Below are 22,565 nucleotides of genomic sequence, written 5' to 3'. Positions count from 1 at the left end.
CCGAGACGAATAACCGAGATCCGCTTCTGGACCGTTTACCCACGCACAATTGCTGGGATTCATTGCTGCTTAGACGTCGAATCCCATATCGTCGTCTCCGAAGAGCAGATCGAGTTCTACCGTTTTCCGCGTGATCGTTTCTCGGGTGTCGGTGTCGATGACTTCGAACTGGACGGAGTTCTCGCCGGAGATTGCTCCCTGTTTGAGCCGGACACGTTCACTATTGGTTCCAGGCGAGACCTCCATCGTTACGGGGTCTGCAACCGGTTCATCGTCGATGTTCGCACGGATCTCCAGAATCGGCGCTGGGTCGAAGGCCACTTGTCCGCTCTTGGCTTCGATCTCGACAGAGATTATCGAGTTCGTGATTGGGTCTGGGATCGAGACGTCGTAACTGATCGACGCGCTTTCTTCGATCTCGCCAGTAGTCACAGAAAGACACGGAACGAGTAGTTCTTGGAGTGAAATCCCGCCATGGAAGTACTGCATATTCCCGCCTTGGGCCTTGAAGCAGGCGACACTCCGGGGGAAGAGCAGCTTGAGTTCTGGGGCGTTGATGCCGAGGTCAGACAGCGCATCGGAATCGACTTCGATGAATTCGTCCGTATCGACGAGTGGAGCATCGCTGTCGGCGGCTGCGAACCGTCGTTTGACAACTGGAGCGAGATCGGGTGATTCGACTTTGAGGTCGTCGGACAACCGGTCCGTATAGAGGAACCCGTGGTCGCTCGTTATGACGAACCGAGTGTATCCGGCCTGCTTCAATCGTTGGACTGTCCGTTCGACGTCATCGACGTGGGAGGCAACCTGGCTGAACGCCGCATCGTCGTCGAGACTCTCACCGAGTTTGTCTATCGTTCCGGAGTAGACGACTCGGGGAACCGGGTCAGACTCCGTCAAGTCCTCCAACGAGATGCTGCTCACCTCGTCCATATCCACCACTTCGAAGCCTGCGGCGCTGAGTCGTTCGACGCGGTCTGATTTCCCGGTCATTTCCTCACCGCCGCTAGTCACGACGAGGTCATCGTCTTCGAGTGCGAGGCCGAGTTCCCCGGGTAAGTGTGCAGCCATCCCTACTTCGGTGATCGAGGGGAGGGCTGCGCTGACTGCGCTCAGGTCTTGCTCGAAGTCAGTCCGTCGGCCCAAGTTCTGTTTAATTGCTTCGGCGAGTTCGTAGCGAAGCCCGTCACAGATGATGATCGCGGTCCCGTTCTCAAGATCCGCGAATTCATCGTAGAAGGAGGTCTGCGGTGTCCCGAGGGTCGGATCGTCACTCAGGATGTCCGCAAGCGGCCGGTTCACCCCCTGAAGGAAGGACATGTAGTGTTGCGTAACCCGCTGTTTGACCGTGGTTTCGTTCGGATAGGGAAACGTGGCCTTTCGGGTGGCGTTGATGTACTGCCGATAGGCCGCATCGACTTGCCACCACCCGTCGTCGCTCGTATACTTCTGGGCGAGTTCCGACGAGGAGAGCGTCTTGGCTTCGTCGGCGTCGATAGTTCCGACACGCTGGAGGGTTTCGACCGCCAGGACTGGGACTGACCAATCGACGAGGTCCTCGTTGCTCCAGAAGCTGTCTTGGCGCTCAGTGACTGTCTGCTGGAGGTCTGCCGCGATATCGGGGAGATCTGCATAGGTCTCGTCGGCGAGTCGTTTCATCACGAGCCGGATGAGACCCATGTCGATACCCTTGAACGCCGTCGCATCCCAGTGAATCCGGTCGGAGTCGATGATGGCCTTCGCAAGGTCGTAGTCTTCCGCGATTTTCTGTGCGTATCGCGTGAACTCGGCGGGGGCATATTGTTGCCACTCGTCACAGAACGCCGCAGCAGCGCGAGTGTCGTCAGCAGCGAGTTCGTCGTATCGGGACGTCGGTGCTCGGCTGGCCACCTCGCCGAAGAGGAGCTGAGTCGCCAGCTCCTTCGGATCGAGTCCCGCGGTGACACCGTACTCCTCGCGGAGCTGGGCGTCCCAGGCGTCGGCCATCGCGTTGTCTTCAATTGTCTCACGGTACTCTTCCGGGTTCGAGAGGTAGGTTCGAACCCAGTCGTTGGTCGCCGGGCCAGCAGTGTCGAAGAGAACGCAAAAGAACGCCAGGCGCTGAACTTCGCGGTTCTGTCCCCAGTCCTCGTATGCGTCGGGGATTTCTTCGTCGTGTTCGACGAGGAACTGCGTCACGGGCGTGTCGTCGATGTCTTGACCGACGCGATACTGTCGCCCGAGGGCGTGGACATCACGGAACCACTCGGCGTCGTTTCGTGACTCGGGGATGTAGAACAGCCAGTTCTGCTCGTAGTTCGGATCCTCCTCGTGGAGACGGCGCTTCAGTTCGAAGTAGCTGCCTTTGTAGCGTGCGAGCGTGACGTTGTCAAGTTCTGATTCGACCTCGTCGAGGACGCCCTTGTACTTCTCCTGGGCGTCGTACCACACCCATACCGGGTGTCGGTCGAACTTCTGCCGGAGTTCCGTGATAATACTATCCGCGAGATCTCCCATTATGTTCTCATTTCAAGCGGGGGCTGATTGTTGTTTCGGGAATCTACCTCATCCGAGGTAGACTCTGATGATAGATATGCAAAAGACTCAGGTCTCTACCTTGGGAAACTTTACAGTAACATGACCAAGGGAGACCGCAGAAAACAAAGGTTTGAGACGGGGTCTGGTGTGGAATACTCACCACATTCGATGATGCACAAGGCTATCGTTCGGATGGATCCAACCAAATTGGAGATGCTTAATGGCTTTGAGCGTACGGATAACGGCCACAAATACGCACCTCCAGATTCTAATGTTCGGGTTATTATAAGCGGTCGTGACTGGTCAAATAAGAGACTATTTGTTTATGGGTGCCTGTCTTCAGAAGAGGCTGCAGAATATATTGAAAAAATAATCAATCGTGTTTGTGAAATTGGTCACGAGGCCACCTTGTTAGAACGCCCAGAGATAATGAACATCGCTGTGAGCGGTGATCTGGGAACTCCACTCCAACTGGAAGAGATTCCACTCGGTGACAATGATCCTGGGCTGACGGTGGAATACGAGCCAGAACAATTTCCCGCTGCTATTGTCCGACTGGATGATTTTTCGGCCACTTTTATGCTATATTCAACAGGACGGTTCGTGATACAGGGGCTTCGGAGAACTGAAGATATTGAACCAGCAATCAATCGTATTCAAACATTCCTAAAAACCACAGTACCTTGACGCATCCCTCGATGTATGTCTATTTTTTATAATACACTGTTTTTAACGCAAGTAGCTTGATTTTAGTTTTGGGAGCCCAGTTTGAAGAACTTCGTATTGATCCCATTCCTTGATGTTCTCCCAGATTCCTTTTTCCGGGTTTACTGTAACGCCATCGTCGATCATTTCGTCCACGGTCGCACGGAACTCTTTGATATCGTTGAGGTCGTTCTGGACTTTCTCCTTTCTGTTCAGAAGTTCCTTCTCAGGATTATCGCCGCTAGTTTGGGCTCTCAGAGTTTCCAGTTCGTTTTCTAGTTCGTCAATACGCCGGTCAAGATACTGACCCCGTAGTTTTGGAAGGGTGTTTGCGTCGATCTCGTGGTAATAAATGAAGCAACTAAACGCACCGTCCGGACTTTCGAGTTGCCAGTAAATCGGAATACGCTGGCCTCGACGGCGATATTCCTTACAATGATGATATCGGAAGAATGACCCACGTAACCAATCGTCTAGAGAAGTTCCCAGTGAACCTTCGAGAGACGACAGCATAGCCGAATCATCATCGGAAAACGTCTCTATGCAACTCAAGATTTGCTTCCTTACACTTTGACCAGCACTCCCGTCAAATACAACCATCCCATCACTTACAGGTTCTGTGTCTTGGTCGGCGTTCCAACGTCCGAAAATCAATCCAAGACAGAACGATAGAACTCGGCCAGCAGCTTGTTCGAGTCTCTCCGCCTCATAGAGATCCTCCATATATCGTGCATCTGCGATGGTTAGGGGAGAGATTTCCAATTCTTCCGCTGCATCACGGATTTCTACCGGGCTTTCGACAATATTAGAGAGTAAAGACTCATACTCGTCCGGTGACAGATTCTCTTTGGGCACATCATTATTGAGAATTGCATAATCGGCCTCCAAGTTTTCCACAACAGGATATGTTGACAAATTCTTAGGCAAATTATTGTAGAGCCGGTTTCGCTCTTCCGTTGGTATTGAGTACTCGTCATAGATTATTGGGTCGATAAGTCCGTGGATTAGACCTACTTCTGCATTGAGCTGATCTTCATAATGCAGAAGTTCTCTTACTCCTCCCTGAACGTGATTAGCGAAAACTTCTGGGCTAAATTCATCACCGGTCTCATCTAATGCGACTAACTGCTTTCTACGGTCGCGTGCACGGTTGACGAGGTTCTCTACCTCTTGTTGTTGCTCTGGTTCCGGTTCAATAGGTAGTCGCTTCACGTCACCGACTTCGAAATTCAACGACGGATTGATTCCATTCAAGAGGAAACGAACCAGAGTAGAATTACCATAACCGAGTAAATATTGATCGTTTATCTCCGGTGAGTAGACAAAGTGCGATTTGTGATAGAAGATAGTATCATCTGGCTTTTCACGAGCAACTGCATAATTTCCGAAACCTCGGAATGATATTCCCTCTCGGAAATAGTAGTCGGGATTACGAGGATAGCTCCCATCATATTCCTTGACTTCTTTACCGTCGTCTTTCCAATAGAGATAGTCACGTTGCGTGTCATAGTAGGGAGAAGAAGAACCACTTTTTTGATATGGGGCATAATCACTTTCCAACTCCGCCGGTGGCACCTCCCAATGTTTTCTCACAAATCGATCATCGTCTCCCGTAGCTAGCCCCTGTTTTACTTCAACCGATTCCTCTATTGCAGGATATTGGGAGAATAGGTTGAGAATGGAATCACCAAACCAGTACAGGAACGGCTGTCGGCCGATTGATAGGAAGTCGTTTGGATTCACGACGTAGATATCATCAGAATATTCTTCATTTCTTATTTGTCCGACTAAGCTGTTCAGGCCCTTTATTTTCTTCTCATAGTTATCGTACAGATCCTGTTCGTGAGTCATGCGATAGAAGCGTGTTTTATCGAGCTCCTCGGGCTCACTATTGCGAAGAAGGAACGGAATTGTGTAAGCGTCTTTTTGTTGGTCAAATCCATATCGGGAGAGGTGGACACCCTCGACAAATTGATGGTTTTGAAGTAGAATTCGACGTAGTTTTCGATAGCTATATGAGAACATGTAGTTCTCGGGTGTGACTAGCGATGCATACCCGTTTTCTTTGGCGAACTCCCAGGATCGCTGAATGAAGGCAGCATACAGGTCACGGGTACCAACATACCCGTCTTTAACGTATTGCTTAAGATTATCTCCCATTTTTGCGCTACCTAAGTAAGGTGGATTAGCGACAACCACGTCGTAATCATGAATAAGGATATCCAGAAGTTCAACCGTCTTTGACACCTCTGCAGCAAACATTTCATCAACTGGGTTATCCTCGTTAAGCGCTATTCGAGCTATTTCACGGGCGTTCTCAAGTAGCCGCTCTTTCACAGCCCCCCATGATTCAGATTCATCATCCGAGAACGAGACGACAGAAGCTTGCTTCTCAAGCCCTCCACTTTGTGTGAACTTGGATTGGCCCGCGGCTTGGAGCTCATCTCGGTAATCGTCAATAATCTCCTCGATACGCTCTTCAACTCGGACAAGACTTCCCCATTCTCGGATGTGTTCGAAGCTAGTCCATATCTGATCAAGAATTTCTTTTTCGAGTTCCGATTGTGTTCGGCTGAGAACTTCCTCCTTTTTCTCACCATTTATTAGGACTGCATCTGCCGAGGCGACATTGATCTGGTCGACTTCTACATTTGGAGCCCGTGTTTTCGCTTTGAGATATAGTGACAGTGCTGCAATTTGTGCTGCACCAGAGTCAATATCAATTCCGTAGAGATTGTTCCGAAGAATTTCACGCGAGATATATTTCTCGGGGATCTCTCCTTCCTCCAGATACATCTGGTAGAGTACATCAAAAGCATAGAACAGCATATGACCACTGCCACAAGCAGGATCAAGAACCGTTATGTTCTCAACCGCTTTCGTCTCTCGATCAATTAAGGATTCTGCCAGCGGGGCAAGGTAGAAGCAATTCTCTTTATCGTCGATATTCGTCCGTTCGCCCTGCATTTCGAGCCACGTCCGACCCAACGAGTTGTCGACCATCCACTCGACGATGTACCGCGGAGTGAACAGTTGTGTCTTCGTGGCGATGTCCGTCCCAGCAATCTTGTAGTTCTCTTCGTCGACGCGGTCGTCGATCTCTTCGCGTTCTTCCTCACCGAAATACTGGTACACCCAGCCGAGCGCTTCGTCACTCTCCCACGCTTCGTCATCGATTGCATCCAGTTCGTCAAGAACTTCCTCTCGAACCTGTGCATCGAGGTCGATAGCGGTGTGTTCGGATTCCTCGAAGATCATTCGAATCTCTGCGCCGATTTCCTGATACGCTAGGTCTAGTGCGGCACCGAAGCCGTCGTCTGGAGCGTTGGTTAGCTCGCCGGCGATCTCCGCCACGGTGTGGTGTATGTACGACCGGTTGCCGTACTCTGGACGCTCTGTAATGGTTTCCTCGACGAGGCCACGAACCTCGATGGTTTTCAGCGCGACGAACCGGTTGAGGTAAGTCTTCGTTGCTTCGCGGACGTAGTTGGTGATCGACCGCTCCAGATCGCCTTCCGTGGATTCGAGTTCTCGCTCGATAGCGGCGTCCAGCGTTCGTCGAGTGTGGCGGTCTTCTGCTGAGAGATGGGACAGGTCTTCGAGTGGGAGTCGCTTGTTCTCGTAGATACCGTATCTTTCGAGCTGGCGTCTAAGTTCATCTTCGAGCGTGTGGCGCGTGCTGAGGATGGTGCTTCGGATAGTTGAGCGCTGTTCCGACGAGAGACCGGGTTGACCGTGTGTCGTGGACATGGATATCAGAGGGTCGCGCACTGCCACGAAACGGGCGGGACGGCAGTACGCTGTGTCGGGATTCCCGCCCGCGATGACATACAACCAGCAAGTATTCGGCGTGTCTTATAATTGTGGGAGAACGGGCTGTCCCGGCGTCTGCCGAATCTCGCAGTGCCCTCTCGTGAAAAGTCGGAGCCCGAACAGATGCGTTACCGGAACCGAATCTCTACGTCACCGTCCTGGTCGAGGAGGGTCTCGATCTCCCCCCGTAGTTCACTGATTGGTGCGTCGATGTCTCCGGGTTCAGTCACGACGACGCTCCCGAAGATATCGTCGATGTCTACACTCTCGCGGACCGTTCCATCGTCGTCGTCATCGTCCAAGTCGTCGATTTTGGTTTTCGCCCCGCTCTCGTACGCGTCGACGGTCTGGATGTGTTCTATGAGGCGGGTGAGCGAGGGGTCCGGACTGATGTGGTCCTTGTTCGAGATATCCAGATCCACCGACCCGTCGCCCTGCCGTTCCGTTAGGTCCGACAATGCCGAGTCGAGATCGTCCTCGTCGATGTCGGAGCCAGCGTATGCTTTCACCGAGTCGATGGAGTTTGTGTACGTTTCGTGCCGTTTCTCGTACAGCGCTTCGTAGGTCGCGGTGAAGGCTTCTGCTGCGGCTCGATAGTCCGTCTTGACGTTGTTCCACTGGCTGATGACGCCCTCGGTGTCCAGCGTGTTCTTGACGCGGTCGGCGGCGTCACGCGCGTCGTCGCTGATGTCCACGAGTGCCGAGTGGTCATCTGCCTCGTCGACGAGCGATTCCCACTCGGTCGTGATGAATCGCTGTATCGTCTCGTATTCTTTCAGTCGGTTTTCGCCGCCGTTCTCACCGCAGAACTGGGCGACGTCTTTCGCGGTTTTGGTGAGGCCTTCGAGTTCGTCCTCGAATTCGACGAACTGCTTGATGCGCTTGGCCGACGTGGGTTGTTGAAGCAGGTTCTTCAGTCGGGTTTGGAACTGCTCGACGTCGTCCGTGAGCGGGAAGTCTACCCGCCGGAGCTGCGAGAGGAGTGTGCTGGTGGTCGAGACCCAAGTGTTGGCTTCCTCTCGAACGCCTTCATCAACAGCCTGGTCCGTGGATTTGACCTTGCGGTCGAACAGGCGGTCAAGGAGCTGTTTGGCGTCCGTTCGCGTGTCGATGTCTACGGTCTCGCGCTCGTCGAAGGAGGTGGACTTGAACTTCGTGACCTGGGTAAACACTTCCTGTGCGCCGTCTTCCGTGTACGTCCCGTAGGTCCGTTCCTTGTACGTCGGGATGATCGAGCCGTTACGGAAGAGCACGGCTGCGGCGAGCCTGACGACTTCTCGGCTCCAGCCGTACGGCGGTTCGGCGAAGTGGTCGATCAGGTCGCTTCCGGTGCGGGACTCGCCTGCTTTCTCACGGCGTTGGATCTCGTCTTCGACTTCCGAGGCGATTCGGGCTTCGGCGATGAGATCGCCGTCCTGGACGACACCCAGGTCGGAGAAGACCGACGGGTTCGACGAGCCGTCGAGGTCGCCGAAGATCTGCTCGATGTGTCGGTCTTTGACCGTCGCGGAGCCGTGTTTGAAGCTCGTGAAGACCTTCGGGATGGCATTGTCCGTCTTCCGGGCAACGAGCGAAGTAAGCGAGGTGCTCGTGGTGTCGAACTCCTCGGTGTCGCCGTTGTAAATGAGGACTCCGCGCTGGAAGCTGCGTTTGAACTCGCGTTCAACTTCGTTGCGGAGGCGCTGGAGGTCTTCTTGCTTCTGTCCGAGGGCTTCCTGTTCCTCCTGGCTGAGTTCGTTGCCGCGCTTTTCTTTGACAACGGTGTTGATCTGGTAGATCGATTTCAGCTTCTCGTAGATGGCGTGCTGTTTCTCGTTGTCGGCGATCCAGTACAGTGTGCCGTCCTCGCTGAAGCTCTGCGTTTTCAGGCCGTCCGGATCGAGATCCTCGTATCGCTGGTATATCGGCGAGTACGTTTTGAGGTCAATGTGGCCCTTCGACGTGATTTCCTCGCCGTCAATGCTCAGGTTCACCTGGAACGTCTTCCCTTGGTAGTTGACACGGGACGTTTCGTCGAGGATGTCGTTCAGGAAGCGTTTGGACGAGCGCCGGATGTCACCTGGGCCGACTTCGATGCCTTTGATCTCGTTTTCGAGTTCCCGCTCGGTCTCACGGAGGAACCGGTAGCCTTCTTCACTCCGACCGACGTAGCCGGCGTTGACAAGGGCATCGAGCGTCTTTTCGACGTCACCCTCCAGTTGCTGCGTGGGGCCGAGTTCCGTCTGGAGTGACGTTGCAATGTTGTCGGCCGTGTTCGGAATCCACGGGAGCTGCTGGAGGAGGTACAGGGACTTGAGGACGCGTCGTGCGATTTCCGGATCGGCGTCTTTCGGTCGCGCCTCGCGGATCGACTTGACGTCACTACTGGGGATGTCGTTGCTGATCTCGTCGAAGATCATGTCCAGCGTGACGAGCGCCCCGAGTTCGTCGTTGTAGAGATGGGCCTCGTCTTTGAGGACGCTCTGGGTGACGTCGATCAGTGTGCGTTCACTCCCTGCCAGCTGGTCGTCTGAGCCTTTCCCGAGAGCCTTGAACATCTCCGGAAGGATATCGAGTTGGTAGGGAAGGAACGGATAGCAGTCGATGAAGTTATCCTCGTTAATTGGCTTCAGGCTCTGACTGGAGTCCAGTTTGTATCTAGCCGAAAGGATACCTTCGTGCTGGTCATACAGGTTGCCGAGGATGCCTCTGAATTCGCCTTTCTTGCTGAGGACACGGTCGCGGACGACCTTGTCGAGGTTCTCGGAGGTGAGGTCGAACCGGTGTGGGAAGCGGTCGATGACTTTCGACTCCTCGGCTTCCTTCTCCAAGACGCCGGGAATAAGTTGCTGGAGTTGTTCCTGGGAGGTGACTCCGAGGAAGACCTTGCCTTTGCCTTTCTGCCCGAATTCCTCGACGATGCTCTGGAGTTCCAAGAGGAGTTGCCCATCGTCGCCGATGAACTGCGAGATCTCGTCGATGAACACGAAGTACCGACAGTTGTCGCCAGTCTCGGCTTCCCGCTGTTCGACGTAGTCCACGATGTCTTCGGCGAGCGTGGACGCGTTGATCAGAACGTTGTCCTGAACGTCGTCGATTGCGCGGGCTGCATCGTCTTCGTCGTCGAACTCATCGGTAGCCTCGACTAATGCGGTCTCCATGTCGGACCGGACGAACATGGCGTCCTTGCGGGCTTCCGTCCAGTCTTTCCCGGTGTTCGCTTCGATGGCGTCGACGAACTCGTCGTACACGCCTCGTGATTCGAGTTCCTGCTCCATTTGGGCGACCCAGGGCATCGAGGCGTAACCACGGGAGATGTTGAACTCACGGTGGATGATCTCCGTGATGGACTCGCTCCCGGATGCGTCGGCTTTCGCGCCGATCTGGAACATCAGCACCTCGGAATCGAACTTCTGGGTGACAGACGAGACCGCTCCGTCGAGCATCTCGTTGCCCTCGATTCGATCCCGGAACATCTCGGCCGCGTGTGTATCCTCGAACTCGCGGTTTTCGAGGATGTGCCCGAGGATTTTCATGTAGTGGCTCTTCCCCGAGCCGAAGAAGCCGGAAACCCACATCCCGACGTCTTCCGTCTGTGCGTGTTCCGTATCGATGACGGCCTCTAACGCGTCCGAGAAGTGACGTTCGAGCTGTGGCGTGAGGATGTACTCTTCGAGTTCTTTCTTGACGACGCTCGGGTCGTCGTTATCTACTTTGACGACCCGGTCGATCTTCCGATTGATTGGCCGGTAGAAGATCTCGTGAATCTGGTGGGAGGAGGTAGTATCACTCATGTCCGATCACCCTTGCACGGTAATATGTCCCCTCCGATTCATCGAGGAATCTTAAACTCTTGTCATCGACTTTCGCCGGGTAGCAGAATACGATGGGCGTGTCGTCCGGTGTATTCATTTCTAATTGCCCCATGAGTGTGGAGGCACTGGCGAACGGATACAGAATACCCATCCGGTAGACAATCACAGTGTCAGCGTCTTCAGCCGCCGTTGCGATGGCCGACGCTAACTGCCCCATCTCGCCGTCGTCCAGAAGCGACGATTTCAGTCCGTCGAGTAACTGGTCTCGATCCCGGCGTTCGAGATCGATCACGTTCTCTAGGATGCCGCGGTCTTCGAGGATGCTGAAGACCAGTTCGCGCATATCGACTCCTGCGACGGTTTGGTCGTGATACTCCAGTTTCTCGATGAGGTTTCGAACCTCTTCGTCGACTTCGAGTTCGTCACCAGGGTCGTAGGTGAAGACGATGAAGGGAACTCCAGCGCGCTTTCCGACTTCGTCTCTATCGTCTCTGACGAGTCGTTCTACTTCTTCGAGCCGTGCTTGAAAGTCAGAAAGCATCTATTAGGTCCTCTATGCTGTCATGCTTTGTAATTAGTCGTTCTGTCGATCCGCGCTTCTCGTAGCTCACATACTGAGGTGAGATATCTCGGATACGGCGCTGAACTTCGGATTCGTTCATCAGGAATAACTTCCAGTCGTCGTGTTCGATGACATCTGATGCGGACTTCGCCCCCTTCTGGAAGAGCCGGTAGACGACGTAAGCGACTGTCTCGTCGGGGACGTAGATGACAGCGAATTCCTTACGTTGGGTGCCTTCTAAGAGCCCGTAGTTTCGGAGTGCGGTGAGGTACTTCGTGGCGGCTTCGTTGATCGTCGATTCGGATCGGTCACGCAGGTCGGCGTAGTCCTCTTGAATCGATTCGATGAACGTGACGATGTCCGTAGCTTGCACGGAGAGAGTTCCCCGTTCGAATTCAGGGTACAGGAAATCGAGGGTGACGAGGCGAATGAACGGATCTTGCGCGAATTCGTAGTAGAGACACCAGTCGGTTACGTCGCTCCGGACGTCAGCCGACATAATCTTCATTAGTGGCGTCTCTGTGTACTCCTCTTTATCGGGGATGTGACGACGTGTGACTTCGCGGAGAATGTTCGTTCGATACTCGTCTGTGTCCTTGTTCAGGATGTTCTCTTCAACGACCCGCCGCTCCAGTTCTTCGTAGGACTCACAATCGACGTACGTACGAAGGATGCGTTTCGTCTCGTCGATATACGTACTGTGATGGGCGATTTTCGGGTCGAGACTCGCCGCTGCTTCTATTTCCTCGCCATCTCTCGGCTCAATATGCTCGTTACTCATATGGATATCTCACGCGCTTTCGGATTTAAGTTCTGACTTGAGGGGGTAGTACGGCACACAGAGACGGTCGGTGCTATGCCCGTACCCTTGCAGAAGGGTGACCAGCAGCCGCCATTTCTCTGGTTCGACCTCGGACTGTGTGTACCCCTCCTCCTCGATACGGAATGAATCACCAGTCCCTGGGTCGGTGAGCGTGGTAGATGCTGCTGTGATGTTTGATCCAGTTTGCTCGATGATTCGGTCCGTCCAGCCTTCACTCAGAGATTGAACAGAGATGTTCTCAAGCGCCTCCAGAGATTGAGTATCGGCAGGTTCGATGTCTTCAATGGCAGCAGAGAGGCGGGATTCCACTTGAGGGCCGAACGAGAACAGGGAGATGGCATCTGCTGGAAGTCGGTCTGATTCTGCTTTCCTCCCGACTTTCGATGCGAGGGAGATTCGAGATTGGAGTTGCGTTTTCGGCGTTACTTCTTCGAGTCGGGTCCGCCCAGTCTCAGAGAGAACCCGTGAGTCCCACCAGCCTTGGTTATTCGACTCGCCCACGCGCTCTACCAACAAGCGTGAGGCGAGCAGGTCAAGAAAGAACTCATCCTCAATACCTGCATCGCTGAGGGCCTCTTTAGTCGAGACGAACGCATCGGCGAGATCAGTTGAAGTCATATATACATCCAGAAGAGGTGGTGGCTTAGAACCAACGCCTCCCGTTTTCTGAAGACCAAACCGTACGTTCCGTACCTCGGGGGTTTAATATCGCCCGACAGGGGAGAGATAGTGAATACGATGGGTTCTGGGAACGAGCTGACTGAGCTGTACGATTGTCTCTCTGTTCTTTATGGGTCGCTGCCTACTGGGACGGATTCGGAATGGAAGGTGGCATTGCGGTCTGTACTGTACGATGATGAGTTGTTAGCTGATAGGGCATCGTGCTATGGAGCACAACAGAAGGAGCGGAATTTGGGGAAGCGGAAGGACTACGCGCGGCGACACGGAAACGGGGATCGGGTGACGGAGTTTTCGGCGATCGCGGTGGCGGACCCACGTGAATCAGATCGCCGGTATGTGCCGGCAGGTGCGAAATTACCGGTTGCACCTGAATCGAGAGAAGTGCTTCCTGTAAAAGTCTCGTCGGAAGAGGTTGATTGGGCAATCTCGCTGCTGGCTGAATTCCCAGCTGAACCCGCGGCTGATCGGCCAGGTGACGGAGTCGATCTCCTGCTTGACCCTGAGCGGGTCCACCGAGCACGAGAGAATGTTGGACGTGGAATGACGGGGTCTGAGACGACGGTGCTGTTTGTGAGTGATACGCACATAGGATACGAGAATCGAGAGAAAACTGGGCGGGGGAGTACCGTGTCGTGGGTTCAGGACATTTCGAGTGAGGAGACAATCGGGCGAGTGACGCGGCTTGCGATTGAGCGGAGTGTTGACGCGATTATTCACACAGGAGACATTTTGGATCACGAGGTGGACAAAGAAACTCTTGAGTTCGCCAGTGGGATTTTATCAGGATTGTCATCACGTGACATTCCAGTTTACTGTATTATCGGGTCGCACGATCATGACTCGGCGAACCCGCAGCATCCGGATTCAGTTGACGGGATCTCGTGGCTCAAAACTCAGGTGACGAAAGGACATCTTACGGAGTTATCGACCAGCCCAACATCGGTCGCTAGCGGACCACTCGATGCGTACGGTATCTCCGCGGGGAACGTGGGAATCGACGACGTCGGGAAGTTCCACTCGCGAGAATGGGACCCGTCTGATATCGCGTTCGGTGCAGCGTCTTCCGGTCCGAACGTACTGTGTCTTCACGACGGGTTGACGCCGTACCGTCGGTACGACGCTGATGTTGATTTGGATCGATTACTCGCGCAGTCACACGTATCGTTTGATTGCGTGCTGATCGGTGATGAGCACCGTCCAAAGAAACGAGATTTCGAGAATGGGTATACGTTCGAGGCGGATGACGGGACACCAGTGTTCTATACAGGGCCAGCGATGCGGATTAGCGAGCCGTACCGGAATCACGGCGCGTTTGTGACGGAACTGACGGTATCTGTAGACACCGTCGAGACCAGACGGCACGAGTTATGATCGTATAGGCTCAGGCTTGCTCTGGGATAATGGGAGGTCTAAGGGAAGGAAGAATCCAGTCCGAATGTTGCTGTTTTGCGGTGTCGAGTAGATCGGTTCCGTTGAGATGGATAACATCGTCGCTCGTACCTGGTGTGGTAAGACCATTCGTGATGAGAAGGCTAGTGAGAGAGACCTCTGGATCGTCGATGAGGTAGCCATTATTGTTGGCGAATCGCCGGTAAGTGAGGAGCTCCTCGAGGCCTTGTTTGAAGGTCTGTGTCGCGTCGGAATGTTTGACTTCGCCGAGGAGTACGGAGACGAGTTGTTCGTCGGATGTGGTGTCGTAGCTCTCGATGATGATGTCGGGACGACCACTATATAAGACAGAATCGTGTGGGTTGCCGGTGAGTGATTCTAGGGTGTTGCTGTAGTCGATGAGAACATCGTGGTAACGTGCGTACTGCGAGTGTGCTGGACGACGTGTCGCGTCAAGCGGTTCGTGAAAGCTGAGATTGCCGGTACTGTTGTGGTGGATTTCGATGCGGGTATCGTCTGATTCGAGGTGGGCGAGCGCACTGCTTTCACCGTCGATTGGTTTGAGAGAGAAGCCGGGAGAATAACGGTTGAGAATACGGATGAGGCGGAAGCAGCAGAAGAGTTCGAAGAGAGTTGGTGTGTCGCTCGGGACGACGAGTGTGTCTGCGAGGAGTTCCGTGATGTCCGGGTCGAGCGTATCGGCTTGGAGGCGTTGAAACGTGTCGTAGAGGTCGTAGGCTTCGGTATAGAGGGGGAGGCGTGACTGGCGAGCGGTGGTCATATCCTGTCCGGAAATGGAGATGGTTGGCCCGTCTTTGATGCGGTTCAGGTGGACGTTCTGCTTGTAGAGCCGGTCGAAGCTGGCGAGCTGGTTATCGGTCCAGAAGTCGTGCCGCCAATCGTACTCGACGCTCTGGAGTTCGTCTGCAACTGTGTGGTGGATTTGCCACAGGAGGCGCTTCAAAACGCGGTTCTCTGCAATATCGTATTCAGTATAGGGGGTGTTGCAGACAAAGCGGCTACGGTCTGCGTAGCCGGTTTCGGAGCGGGTACGAAGTGTGCCACTCCAGTTAATCGACCCGCGGACTTCGCCTTGCGTGTGGATGTTTTCACGTTGATGTTCGGTCTTGATCCGACGAACCCGGTCAGGAAGAGCGCTGATGAAATCGTGGACGTCGTCTGCGAGACAGAAATGGATGCGTTTGATACGCTCCCAGTCCTCAATATCGAGACCTTCGTAATCGAGTGAGCGCGTGAGTGCGTTCGTGTTCAGCGCGCCGCTCCGTAAGTACGTACCCAGCTCTTCGCTGGTGGCGTTAACGAGTTCCTCTACTGCTAGACTACGCGTCATCGTCGAATGTGATACCGAAGAAGTCAGCCGCTTTGTGCTGGAGTAACGACTTGTCGAGATCAAGTGTTACAGATCCGTTTTCCGTAGCGACGTTCTGATCGGTGAGTGACCGAATCAATTGTTTCTGCTGTTCTGGTCTCATTCCCTCCAATTGCGGGTAGACGAGGGAGACGACAGCAGATGTGAGCGCGTCTGTCCGTGATCCGCCGGCGTCATCGTACGAGGCGAGATACCGGACGATATCGTACACGATGGAGGGACCGATGACGCGGTGTTCATTGATGCGTTGCCACAGAACTGCAACGACAGGGTACACGTCTTCGAGAACCGATCGGAGTGACTCATCGTCGGCGAGCCACGCAGTCGCGTAATTGTCAGTTCCGTCTGGATCGAGGAGTGAGGTTCGGACTTCGTCATCGCTGGTGAGTGGCGGAACGCCGACGTGGACGAAGTTGAAACGGCGCATAAATGCGTACGACATTTCGTACAGCGAGGTTTTGTCGTACGTGTTCATTGTGGCAATTAGCCGCCACGAGGGGGTGACTGGGAAGGCGTCTGGGTTCCCAATAATGTCGGCGAGCTCTTCGTCAGTTGTTGAATTAGAAAGTGAGCGGAGTTCGACAGTTCGGTCGCGTTCGTATGGTAGTTCGGTTGAATCGCCGGACAGGACGGAGAAGAGTTGTCCAAAGGCTTTGTCGATGTCTGATCGGTTGATTTCGTCGATGATGAGCCACTCGTTGACGACACGGTCTTGCCGGAAGCACTTCAGGAAGAGCCGAGGTTCGAACAGGAGTTCCTGTCCACCGTCACCCGTAGATGGAACATATCCGCCAATCGTGTCAAACGCAGTCCATTCGGAGGTCGCGGTTGTGAACCTGTAATCGTCGACCTGCTCGTGGGTCGTCGCGGATTCACAGATCGCCTTAGCTAGTTTTGTCTTCCCGGTGCCCGGTGGTCCGGTGAAGATGAGGTGCTTTCCAGACTGGAGCGAGGCTTCGATCTCGCGTCGAAGTCGGTCAGCGTCATCGAAGTAGAGACTGTTAGGAATCGAGACGTTGACCTCCGGAGAGGTGAGTTTTGTTTTGAGTTGATTAATGGCGTCCTGTGAGACACCGTCTTCAATCGGATCCTCTAGTGCGAGGATAGTTTCGAACTCGTCTTCGGTAAGGGGGAAGAGGCTTCCTTGTGCGCGGTTTCTGATTGGAGAGGCATCTTCAAGATCCGGGACCGCGGTGAGCTGTTCCCACGAAATTTCTTCCATGGCTCGGCTGTACTCGATCGTGATTCCGTCGATCGGTTGATCGTACTCTTCGTGTTCATCTTCGTGGAGCCCTTCCCGAATTGTCCCTTCTGCGACGATGGCCTGGACGGGCTGAGATTCATAGAACAGCACCTTGTCGCCGGGAGAGGCCTCCTCGAATGCACCAAAGATTCGGCGTTTGTTCCCCTTTCGATTGTACGCAGTATAGAAAACCTCTCCACCGTCTTCGATGCTCTCGACTTTCCAGATCGAGGGGTTAGCGGAAATCCAGAAATAGTTCGTGTCTTCGTCTTTTGTTTCTCCCTCAGCATCAGTAGACGACTCATCAAAGACGAAAGCAAGGAGTTCATCGCGGTCTACGTCTGCTTTACCGGCGAGTTCGGACGTGAGCTCGCGGTAGTACTCTGGATCAAGAGTATCTAGTGTGTATGTCTTGATCGAATCGGCACCACTGTCAACAGCAATATCTACACCTCCTTCCCCGAAAGTCACCTTCCAGTCTACGCCAACGACATCCGTGTGATTAATTTCAGGATAGTTCTTCTCGTGGTGGGCAGCAGTAACGATACCGACCCCATAGATTATGTCGGGCTCTGAGGTACGCCCCTGTTTTGCGATTATCACATCGCCCTCGTCGATTTCATACTGGAACCGGTATGCCATACCGCGACCATGGTTGTTGCCGGCATCCGCAGCGATCTCGACGAGTTCTCCATCAGATAGCTCATCGACATCGTCGATGTCTGCTACATCGTCCGTCACCTTATGGTCGAGTCCGTATCCGATAGACGCAATTCCATGCTGCATCCACGCACCCCAGTATTCGCCGCCTCTCTCGGGCGTGATTTGCCAGATCCTTCTTGGAGTTCGTGAAGTTTCCTCAGTGGTTTCGGGCTCCTCAACTGAGTCTACCTGACTCAAGAGAAACTCCGTTGCAGATTGGGATAGATTCGCCAGATAGGCTTCATTGAGGTTGCCGTTCTTATCGATGGGGTAGTATTTTTCTGTCCGATATCTGTCCTGTCCGAGTCTCTCTTTCAAATCGTCGTCAACGGGCACTGGTTCTCCGAATGAGCGTAGTTCGACCTCAACTCGATAGTATTCTTCACCTCGAGATGTGTACGTCTCGGCATTCTCGATTACGGTCGAAATGCCAATCAACTCGTTATCGAAGTTGTGGAAGACTATGTCCCCGATGGATAACTTATCTAAATTGTGATGCCAGAGTCCGTCAGTCTTGGCTCTGAGATACTCTTCCTCGATTTCTGGTTGGTTATGTTGATTCACCCAATAGAGGTCAGCATCATCAGATATCTCTGCGACTGGCTCCGAAGATTGCTCAACTAAGACTGATTCCCGTTCCTCAACCCAATTGAAGAAGCTGTCCAGATGTCGAAAGTCGTTTTTGAACGGGTACTCGGCACGGACTTCGTTGAATTTCTCGACTTCAGTTAGGTAAGACGTGAGTCGGCCAGACATCTCATAACCAAAGAATTTCTGCATCCCTGTTCGTGAGCGGTGGTTACTGATCGGGTATTTTGTTGGGTGGAGAAAGTAGAGAATCGGGGAGATGATTCCGTTTTGTATCCCTTCAATTTCAAGGTTGGCGAATTCTTCTATAGCGGGGTCAATCTCATCACGATTATCGGACCTGATCGCGGTTGATAGGAGGTTGAACGCTTCTTCCTCGTGGCCTTCAATTGGCACCGAGTATGTTCCTTTCCCAACGATACCTGTCCCTTCGTCAATCCGTTCCTTAATCTCAGACTTCGCGGTGGAGTCGATATCCAGATTGTCAATTCGTTCCTTCTTATTCTCTGGTTGGAGAGCGTCATCGTTCTGGCACAGGTTGTACACTGTGCGCATCGCGTACTCGTCGACAGACCCTGTCTCGACGATGGCCTGTACCAACTGACGGATTACCGTGGATGTGTTCTGAACGTGAGATTTGTCTTGCTCCCAATCGTGTTCGTCACGGTATCGGTCAATTAAGTCTTCAATATCTTCAGACGAAGTAGCCACCATATTGTCGAAATCCAACACACGAGGGTCATAAAGGTATGCCGCTGATGATCGCCCAATCCGATCCCCGATAGACCCTGATCTGAATCATATGGACTAATTGTGGTCGATACCGTACTGAATCTCAATGCAGCGCTTCTCGAAAGATGACCGTGTTCGGGTTGATATTCCAGATGAGACAGATCCTGATCACGAGCAGTATCATGGAGTACACGGTCACGTTGTTACAGTACTGACTGACGATGCTGAAGCGGTAACTGGTGATGAACGGGACGACCGCCTCTATCGAGTCTCTCAGCTCTGGAGAAACCGCAGATTTTCGATGGCGCGATCTCCGCCCCCCTATCGACGAAGATAACGACCCTACGTCCTGATTATCCGATATACGTTCTTATGCGACAAGATTAACTTCCGTATCTCAGAAAATTCGGGAACGGTGAATTTCCACAAATAAATCGCAACGCAGCGAGTAGATAACCCAGTTCTATCCGCGTTGAAGTTGTTTTCCGGGAACACCGGCCACATTTTTAGTACTAGCCTGAAAATCAGTCTACCAGATATAGATGATCCGCGATGCTCGCGTCCTCCGCGCCGGGTTCGTCCCTCGGGACGTTGAGCATCGCGACGCCGAAGTTAACTCCTCTCCAGCGTTCTCGAACCTATTACGAACGGTGAACTCACCGACACGGCCATTGTCACCGGACCCAGCGGCGCCGGCAAGACCTGCATCTCGCAGTTCGTCACCGAACGGCTCCGTGAAGAGGTTCTCGACGTCGAGACCATCTACGACTGCTGGCGCAACTACATCGGTTCCGGACGCTCTACCATATCCTCGACGACCTCGGTGCGACCATCGACATCCACCGACAGTCGACACCCCACGATGAATTCGTCGACCGCCTCCAGCAGCACGACGGTCCGTGAACAGTCGTCATCCTCGACAAGGTCGACCAGCTCGAAGACCCCTGCGTCGTATACGATCTCCATAGCCTCCAGCAGCTCGCGCGCTGACGGGAGCACGAGACGCGGCGCTTCCAAAGTCAAGGATCGGCACTCTCCACGGCACGATCCGGTTCCTCAGCAAGCTCAAATTCAGGGTCGCGGTCCAAGACAACGGCCCGAGACCGATTGACGCGGTCGTGCCTACGGTTGAGGCGTTCATCGAGGCACACGTGACGGCGCTCTTCGATGATCACAGGATCGCCCAAATCAACGTGAAATCCTACTAACTTCCGACTTGTCAAAGAAGTCGTCACTGAAAACCTACTCCTCGCCTCTGAGCCAACCTTATCGACGGGCAACACACCACTATTTCTGATGCTCGACAGATATATGGTGCAAGCTTGTTTTAGAAGTGACTATGCGACTGGAGGCGACCGCCAAGCCAGACGAGTACAAAGTCTGGATGACTGACGACGAACTCGAGGAACTGCGTCGCTCGACGATGAATCCACGCGATGATCTCGTCATCCAACTCGGTGGATACGTCGGACTCCGTGCCTTCGAGATTCCACAGATCCACCCGGAACACGTCAAGCGAACAGCCGACGGTGATCACTACCGCCTCCGCGTTCCAGAGGGGAAGGACACGACCGGGAGTGGCGGAAAGCCTCGCGACGCCTACCTCCCACCAGACGTCGAGAGCGATATCCATCGCTACCAGACCCACGAGGATATCGCACCCTCCGACCCGCTCGTGGACCTCACAGAGCGCGGCGTTAGAGACGTCGTCAAGCGGACCGCCGACCGTGCTGCCGACGAGACCGGCGACGACGACTTCCGCTACGTGAGTTCCCACGATCTCCGTCGACGGTTTGCCCAACGCCTTCTCGTCGACCGCCAGATGAATCCCCGTATCGTGATGGCCGTTGGCGGCTGGGACTCCTTCCAAGCGATCGAACCGTATCTGAACGCGCCGACGCCCGACGTCGTCAACGAAGCCTTCGAAGAGGCAGGGCTGATATGAACCGCCTCACTCCACGCGAGAGCGATTCCCCATGACGGCTGACGATGACGAGACACTGCGCTTCCTCTGTATGGGCGATAATCACGGCGACGTGACCTCATTAGAGCGGGTCCTAGATGGGACGGACGGCGAGGAATTCGACTTCGTCATTCACGTCGGCGATATCACGAACGCATGGTTCGACGGCGTCGACGAAGGTCGTGAGCAGCTCGAGGCGATCACGCCGCAGTTCGAGGCCCTCAACGAGCGGGGAGAACTCCTCTACATCTGGGGGAACCGTGATGGGGCAATCGGCCCGGAACGGCCGTTCCAAGACTACGACCTTCCAGGGACGTTCATCCCCGAAGATGACGTGATCACCGTCGCTGGAGAAACGTTCACCCAGGATCTCGAGCTCGTCGAAGACGACACGATCCTCGTCAATCACTACTGGTATCCCGAGCTACTGGACCACTTCGCGGGGAAAGCGTACTTCTCGGGCCATATACACACAGGCCGATACAAGAACAAATCACTCAACACGGCGTTCCTCTACCGAACGGCAGACCATGGTGCCGACGCGCTTCTCGGCGCGTACTTCGTTGTCGAGATCGCACCTGACGGAGCGTGGCAGATTGACTTCCGAAACATCGGGAAGGTCCGGAAAGGTATCTGCCCCAGACATCAGGCATTGGGCGTGCAGTTCGTCCCCGACTACTGGCGGAAGGACTGCCAGTTCTGCTACGACGAGGACGATTTCTATAGTGAGGTCGCCCGCTCTGCACTCTACGGATTGGGGACGGTGCTAGAGGAAGCCGATGTCGAGGAAGTAGTCGAGTTCGCAGCGTCGTCGTACGGGGCGACGCCGCCGTCGTTCGAGTCGAAGCTGCGAAGCTTCCTCGAAGAGCGAGCACAGGAGAAGTAACCCGGTGGGGGACGAAACGACTGCCGCAAGACGGGAATGAGCAGGACAGGAAGGATATCAATCGAGCTGCGGGAGGTCACCACGTTGTTCTCGTCGTGCGAGATCACGGACGAACAACCGAAGCTGATGGACGAGATCATCGCGGTCGTCATATGAGTAGACGCGCGCATCCCACCGGTCCTGGACGGCAGCGATCATCGCACTCCGGACACCGGACTCGTGGATGAACAGAACTCGTTCTTGATGCGCGTTCGTCGGCGTTCGCTCGTCGCGCTCACGAAAGATCGCTTCGAGCACGGAGCCGGTCTCGATGCCGACACCGAGGTTATCACCGATCCGTGGGACGATGTAGATGACAGCATTGCTCGCGAGCGCGAATTCGATGCTCTGTGTTGCCGCGTCCATCTCCTCCAACGGGATGTCGATATCGATGGCCAGAAACGCGTTGACGCCCGGATCGGTTCGAAGCCGATCGCGGGCGTAGAGCAGCAGATCAAGCACCGCTTCCTGCTGGTCGAGATCCACGTCCGACCCGACAAGCGCACCGAAATCCACCGTCTCGGGGATTGAGCTCAGAGCCTCGCGGTTGTTGTTCTCTGCCGCGTCCAGCAGTGCATCCACGTCGAACGTCTTGTATGGTCCCATCAGATAGACGAGAAAGCGTGAATGGGCGAGCTCGCCAAGTTCGCCGACTAGCCGGTCGCGCATGACACCAGCATCCGCCCCCATATATAAATAAGCTGCTTTTCTGTGGGTGCTGAGTCAGCAAGCACTTAT

The 22,565-nt window shown here is 54.1% G+C and carries 13 protein-coding genes and 2 pseudogenes; 6 read left to right on the top strand and 9 right to left on the bottom strand.

Annotated elements, in window-relative coordinates:
• Positions 1–69: 69 nt before the first annotated feature.
• Entirely contained in the window at positions 70–2,496 is a 2,427-nt protein-coding gene (locus tag P1Y20_RS13850; protein WP_304449243.1) for a PglZ domain-containing protein, read from the bottom strand.
• Between the two features lie 120 nt (positions 2,497–2,616).
• Here P1Y20_RS13850 and P1Y20_RS13845 point away from each other — a divergent pair, with 120 nt between their 5' ends.
• Positions 2,617–3,204: a TATA-box-binding protein gene (locus P1Y20_RS13845; protein WP_304449242.1), complete on the top strand. Its 588-nt coding sequence runs from the start codon at positions 2,617–2,619 to the stop codon at positions 3,202–3,204.
• Between the two features lie 42 nt (positions 3,205–3,246).
• Here P1Y20_RS13845 and pglX read toward each other — a convergent pair whose 3' ends face one another.
• The 5 genes from pglX to P1Y20_RS13820 all read right to left on the bottom strand — a co-directional run bounded on the left by pglX (position 3,247) and on the right by P1Y20_RS13820 (position 12,832).
• Positions 3,247–6,972, bottom strand: a complete 3,726-nt coding sequence (pglX, locus tag P1Y20_RS13840; RefSeq protein WP_304449241.1) for a BREX-1 system adenine-specific DNA-methyltransferase PglX — start codon at positions 6,970–6,972, stop codon at positions 3,247–3,249.
• A gap of 191 nt (positions 6,973–7,163) precedes the next feature.
• Positions 7,164–10,808, bottom strand: coding sequence for a BREX system P-loop protein BrxC (gene brxC, locus P1Y20_RS13835; RefSeq protein ID WP_304449240.1), 3,645 nt, complete (start codon positions 10,806–10,808; stop codon positions 7,164–7,166).
• Positions 10,801–11,370 (bottom strand): BREX protein BrxB domain-containing protein, encoded by a 570-nt coding sequence (locus P1Y20_RS13830; RefSeq protein ID WP_304449239.1) that lies wholly within the window; start codon positions 11,368–11,370, stop codon positions 10,801–10,803. Before P1Y20_RS13830 ends, brxC begins: the two co-directional genes overlap by 8 nt.
• Positions 11,360–12,172, bottom strand: a complete 813-nt coding sequence (locus tag P1Y20_RS13825; RefSeq protein ID WP_304449238.1) for a BrxA family protein — start codon at positions 12,170–12,172, stop codon at positions 11,360–11,362. The genes P1Y20_RS13830 and P1Y20_RS13825 overlap by 11 nt, the downstream gene beginning before the upstream one ends.
• Positions 12,173–12,181: 9 nt before the next feature.
• Positions 12,182–12,832, bottom strand: coding sequence for a BrxE family protein (locus tag P1Y20_RS13820; RefSeq protein WP_304449237.1), 651 nt, complete (start codon positions 12,830–12,832; stop codon positions 12,182–12,184).
• A gap of 342 nt (positions 12,833–13,174) precedes the next feature.
• On the opposite strand from P1Y20_RS13820, the gene P1Y20_RS13815 reads away from it, so the two are divergent.
• Positions 13,175–14,266 carry a metallophosphoesterase family protein gene (locus tag P1Y20_RS13815; RefSeq protein WP_304449236.1) on the top strand — a complete coding sequence of 364 codons (1,092 nt, stop codon included), beginning with the start codon at positions 13,175–13,177 and terminating at the stop codon, positions 14,264–14,266.
• 10 nt (positions 14,267–14,276) lie between these two features.
• Here P1Y20_RS13815 and P1Y20_RS13810 read toward each other — a convergent pair whose 3' ends face one another.
• Together P1Y20_RS13810 and P1Y20_RS13805 are read right to left on the bottom strand one after the other, a co-directional pair.
• Positions 14,277–15,635 carry a hypothetical protein gene (locus P1Y20_RS13810; RefSeq protein ID WP_304449235.1) on the bottom strand — a complete coding sequence of 453 codons (1,359 nt, stop codon included), beginning with the start codon at positions 15,633–15,635 and terminating at the stop codon, positions 14,277–14,279.
• Positions 15,625–18,921 carry an AAA family ATPase gene (locus P1Y20_RS13805; RefSeq protein ID WP_304449234.1) on the bottom strand — a complete coding sequence of 1,099 codons (3,297 nt, stop codon included), beginning with the start codon at positions 18,919–18,921 and terminating at the stop codon, positions 15,625–15,627. The genes P1Y20_RS13810 and P1Y20_RS13805 overlap by 11 nt, the downstream gene beginning before the upstream one ends.
• Positions 18,922–19,045: 124 nt before the next feature.
• On the opposite strand from P1Y20_RS13805, the pseudogene P1Y20_RS18765 reads away from it, so the two are divergent.
• The 4 genes and pseudogenes from P1Y20_RS18765 (at position 19,046) to P1Y20_RS13790 (ending at position 21,788) form a co-directional block, all read left to right on the top strand.
• A pseudogene (locus P1Y20_RS18765) lies at positions 19,046–19,292 on the top strand (DUF8139 family protein).
• Between the two features lie 189 nt (positions 19,293–19,481).
• Positions 19,482–19,923 (top strand): annotated as a pseudogene (locus P1Y20_RS13800) (AAA family ATPase); the annotation flags it as partial.
• 355 nt (positions 19,924–20,278) lie between these two features.
• Positions 20,279–20,884 carry a site-specific integrase gene (locus tag P1Y20_RS13795; protein ID WP_304449233.1) on the top strand — a complete coding sequence of 202 codons (606 nt, stop codon included), beginning with the start codon at positions 20,279–20,281 and terminating at the stop codon, positions 20,882–20,884.
• Between the two features lie 31 nt (positions 20,885–20,915).
• A complete protein-coding gene (locus P1Y20_RS13790; protein WP_304449232.1) occupies positions 20,916–21,788 on the top strand; it encodes a metallophosphoesterase family protein in 873 nt (290 codons plus the stop codon).
• A 57-nt stretch (positions 21,789–21,845) separates the two neighbouring features.
• Here P1Y20_RS13790 and P1Y20_RS13785 read toward each other — a convergent pair whose 3' ends face one another.
• On the bottom strand, positions 21,846–22,496 hold the full coding sequence (locus P1Y20_RS13785; RefSeq protein WP_304449231.1) for a DUF7509 family protein: 651 nt from the start codon (positions 22,494–22,496) through the stop codon (positions 21,846–21,848).
• Positions 22,497–22,565: the final 69 nt, after the last annotated feature.

Source organism: Halomarina ordinaria (genome assembly GCF_030553305.1).
Taxonomy (GTDB): Archaea; Halobacteriota; Halobacteria; order Halobacteriales; family Haloarculaceae; genus Halomarina; species Halomarina ordinaria.
This window is presented reverse-complemented; position numbering and strand designations above follow the sequence as displayed.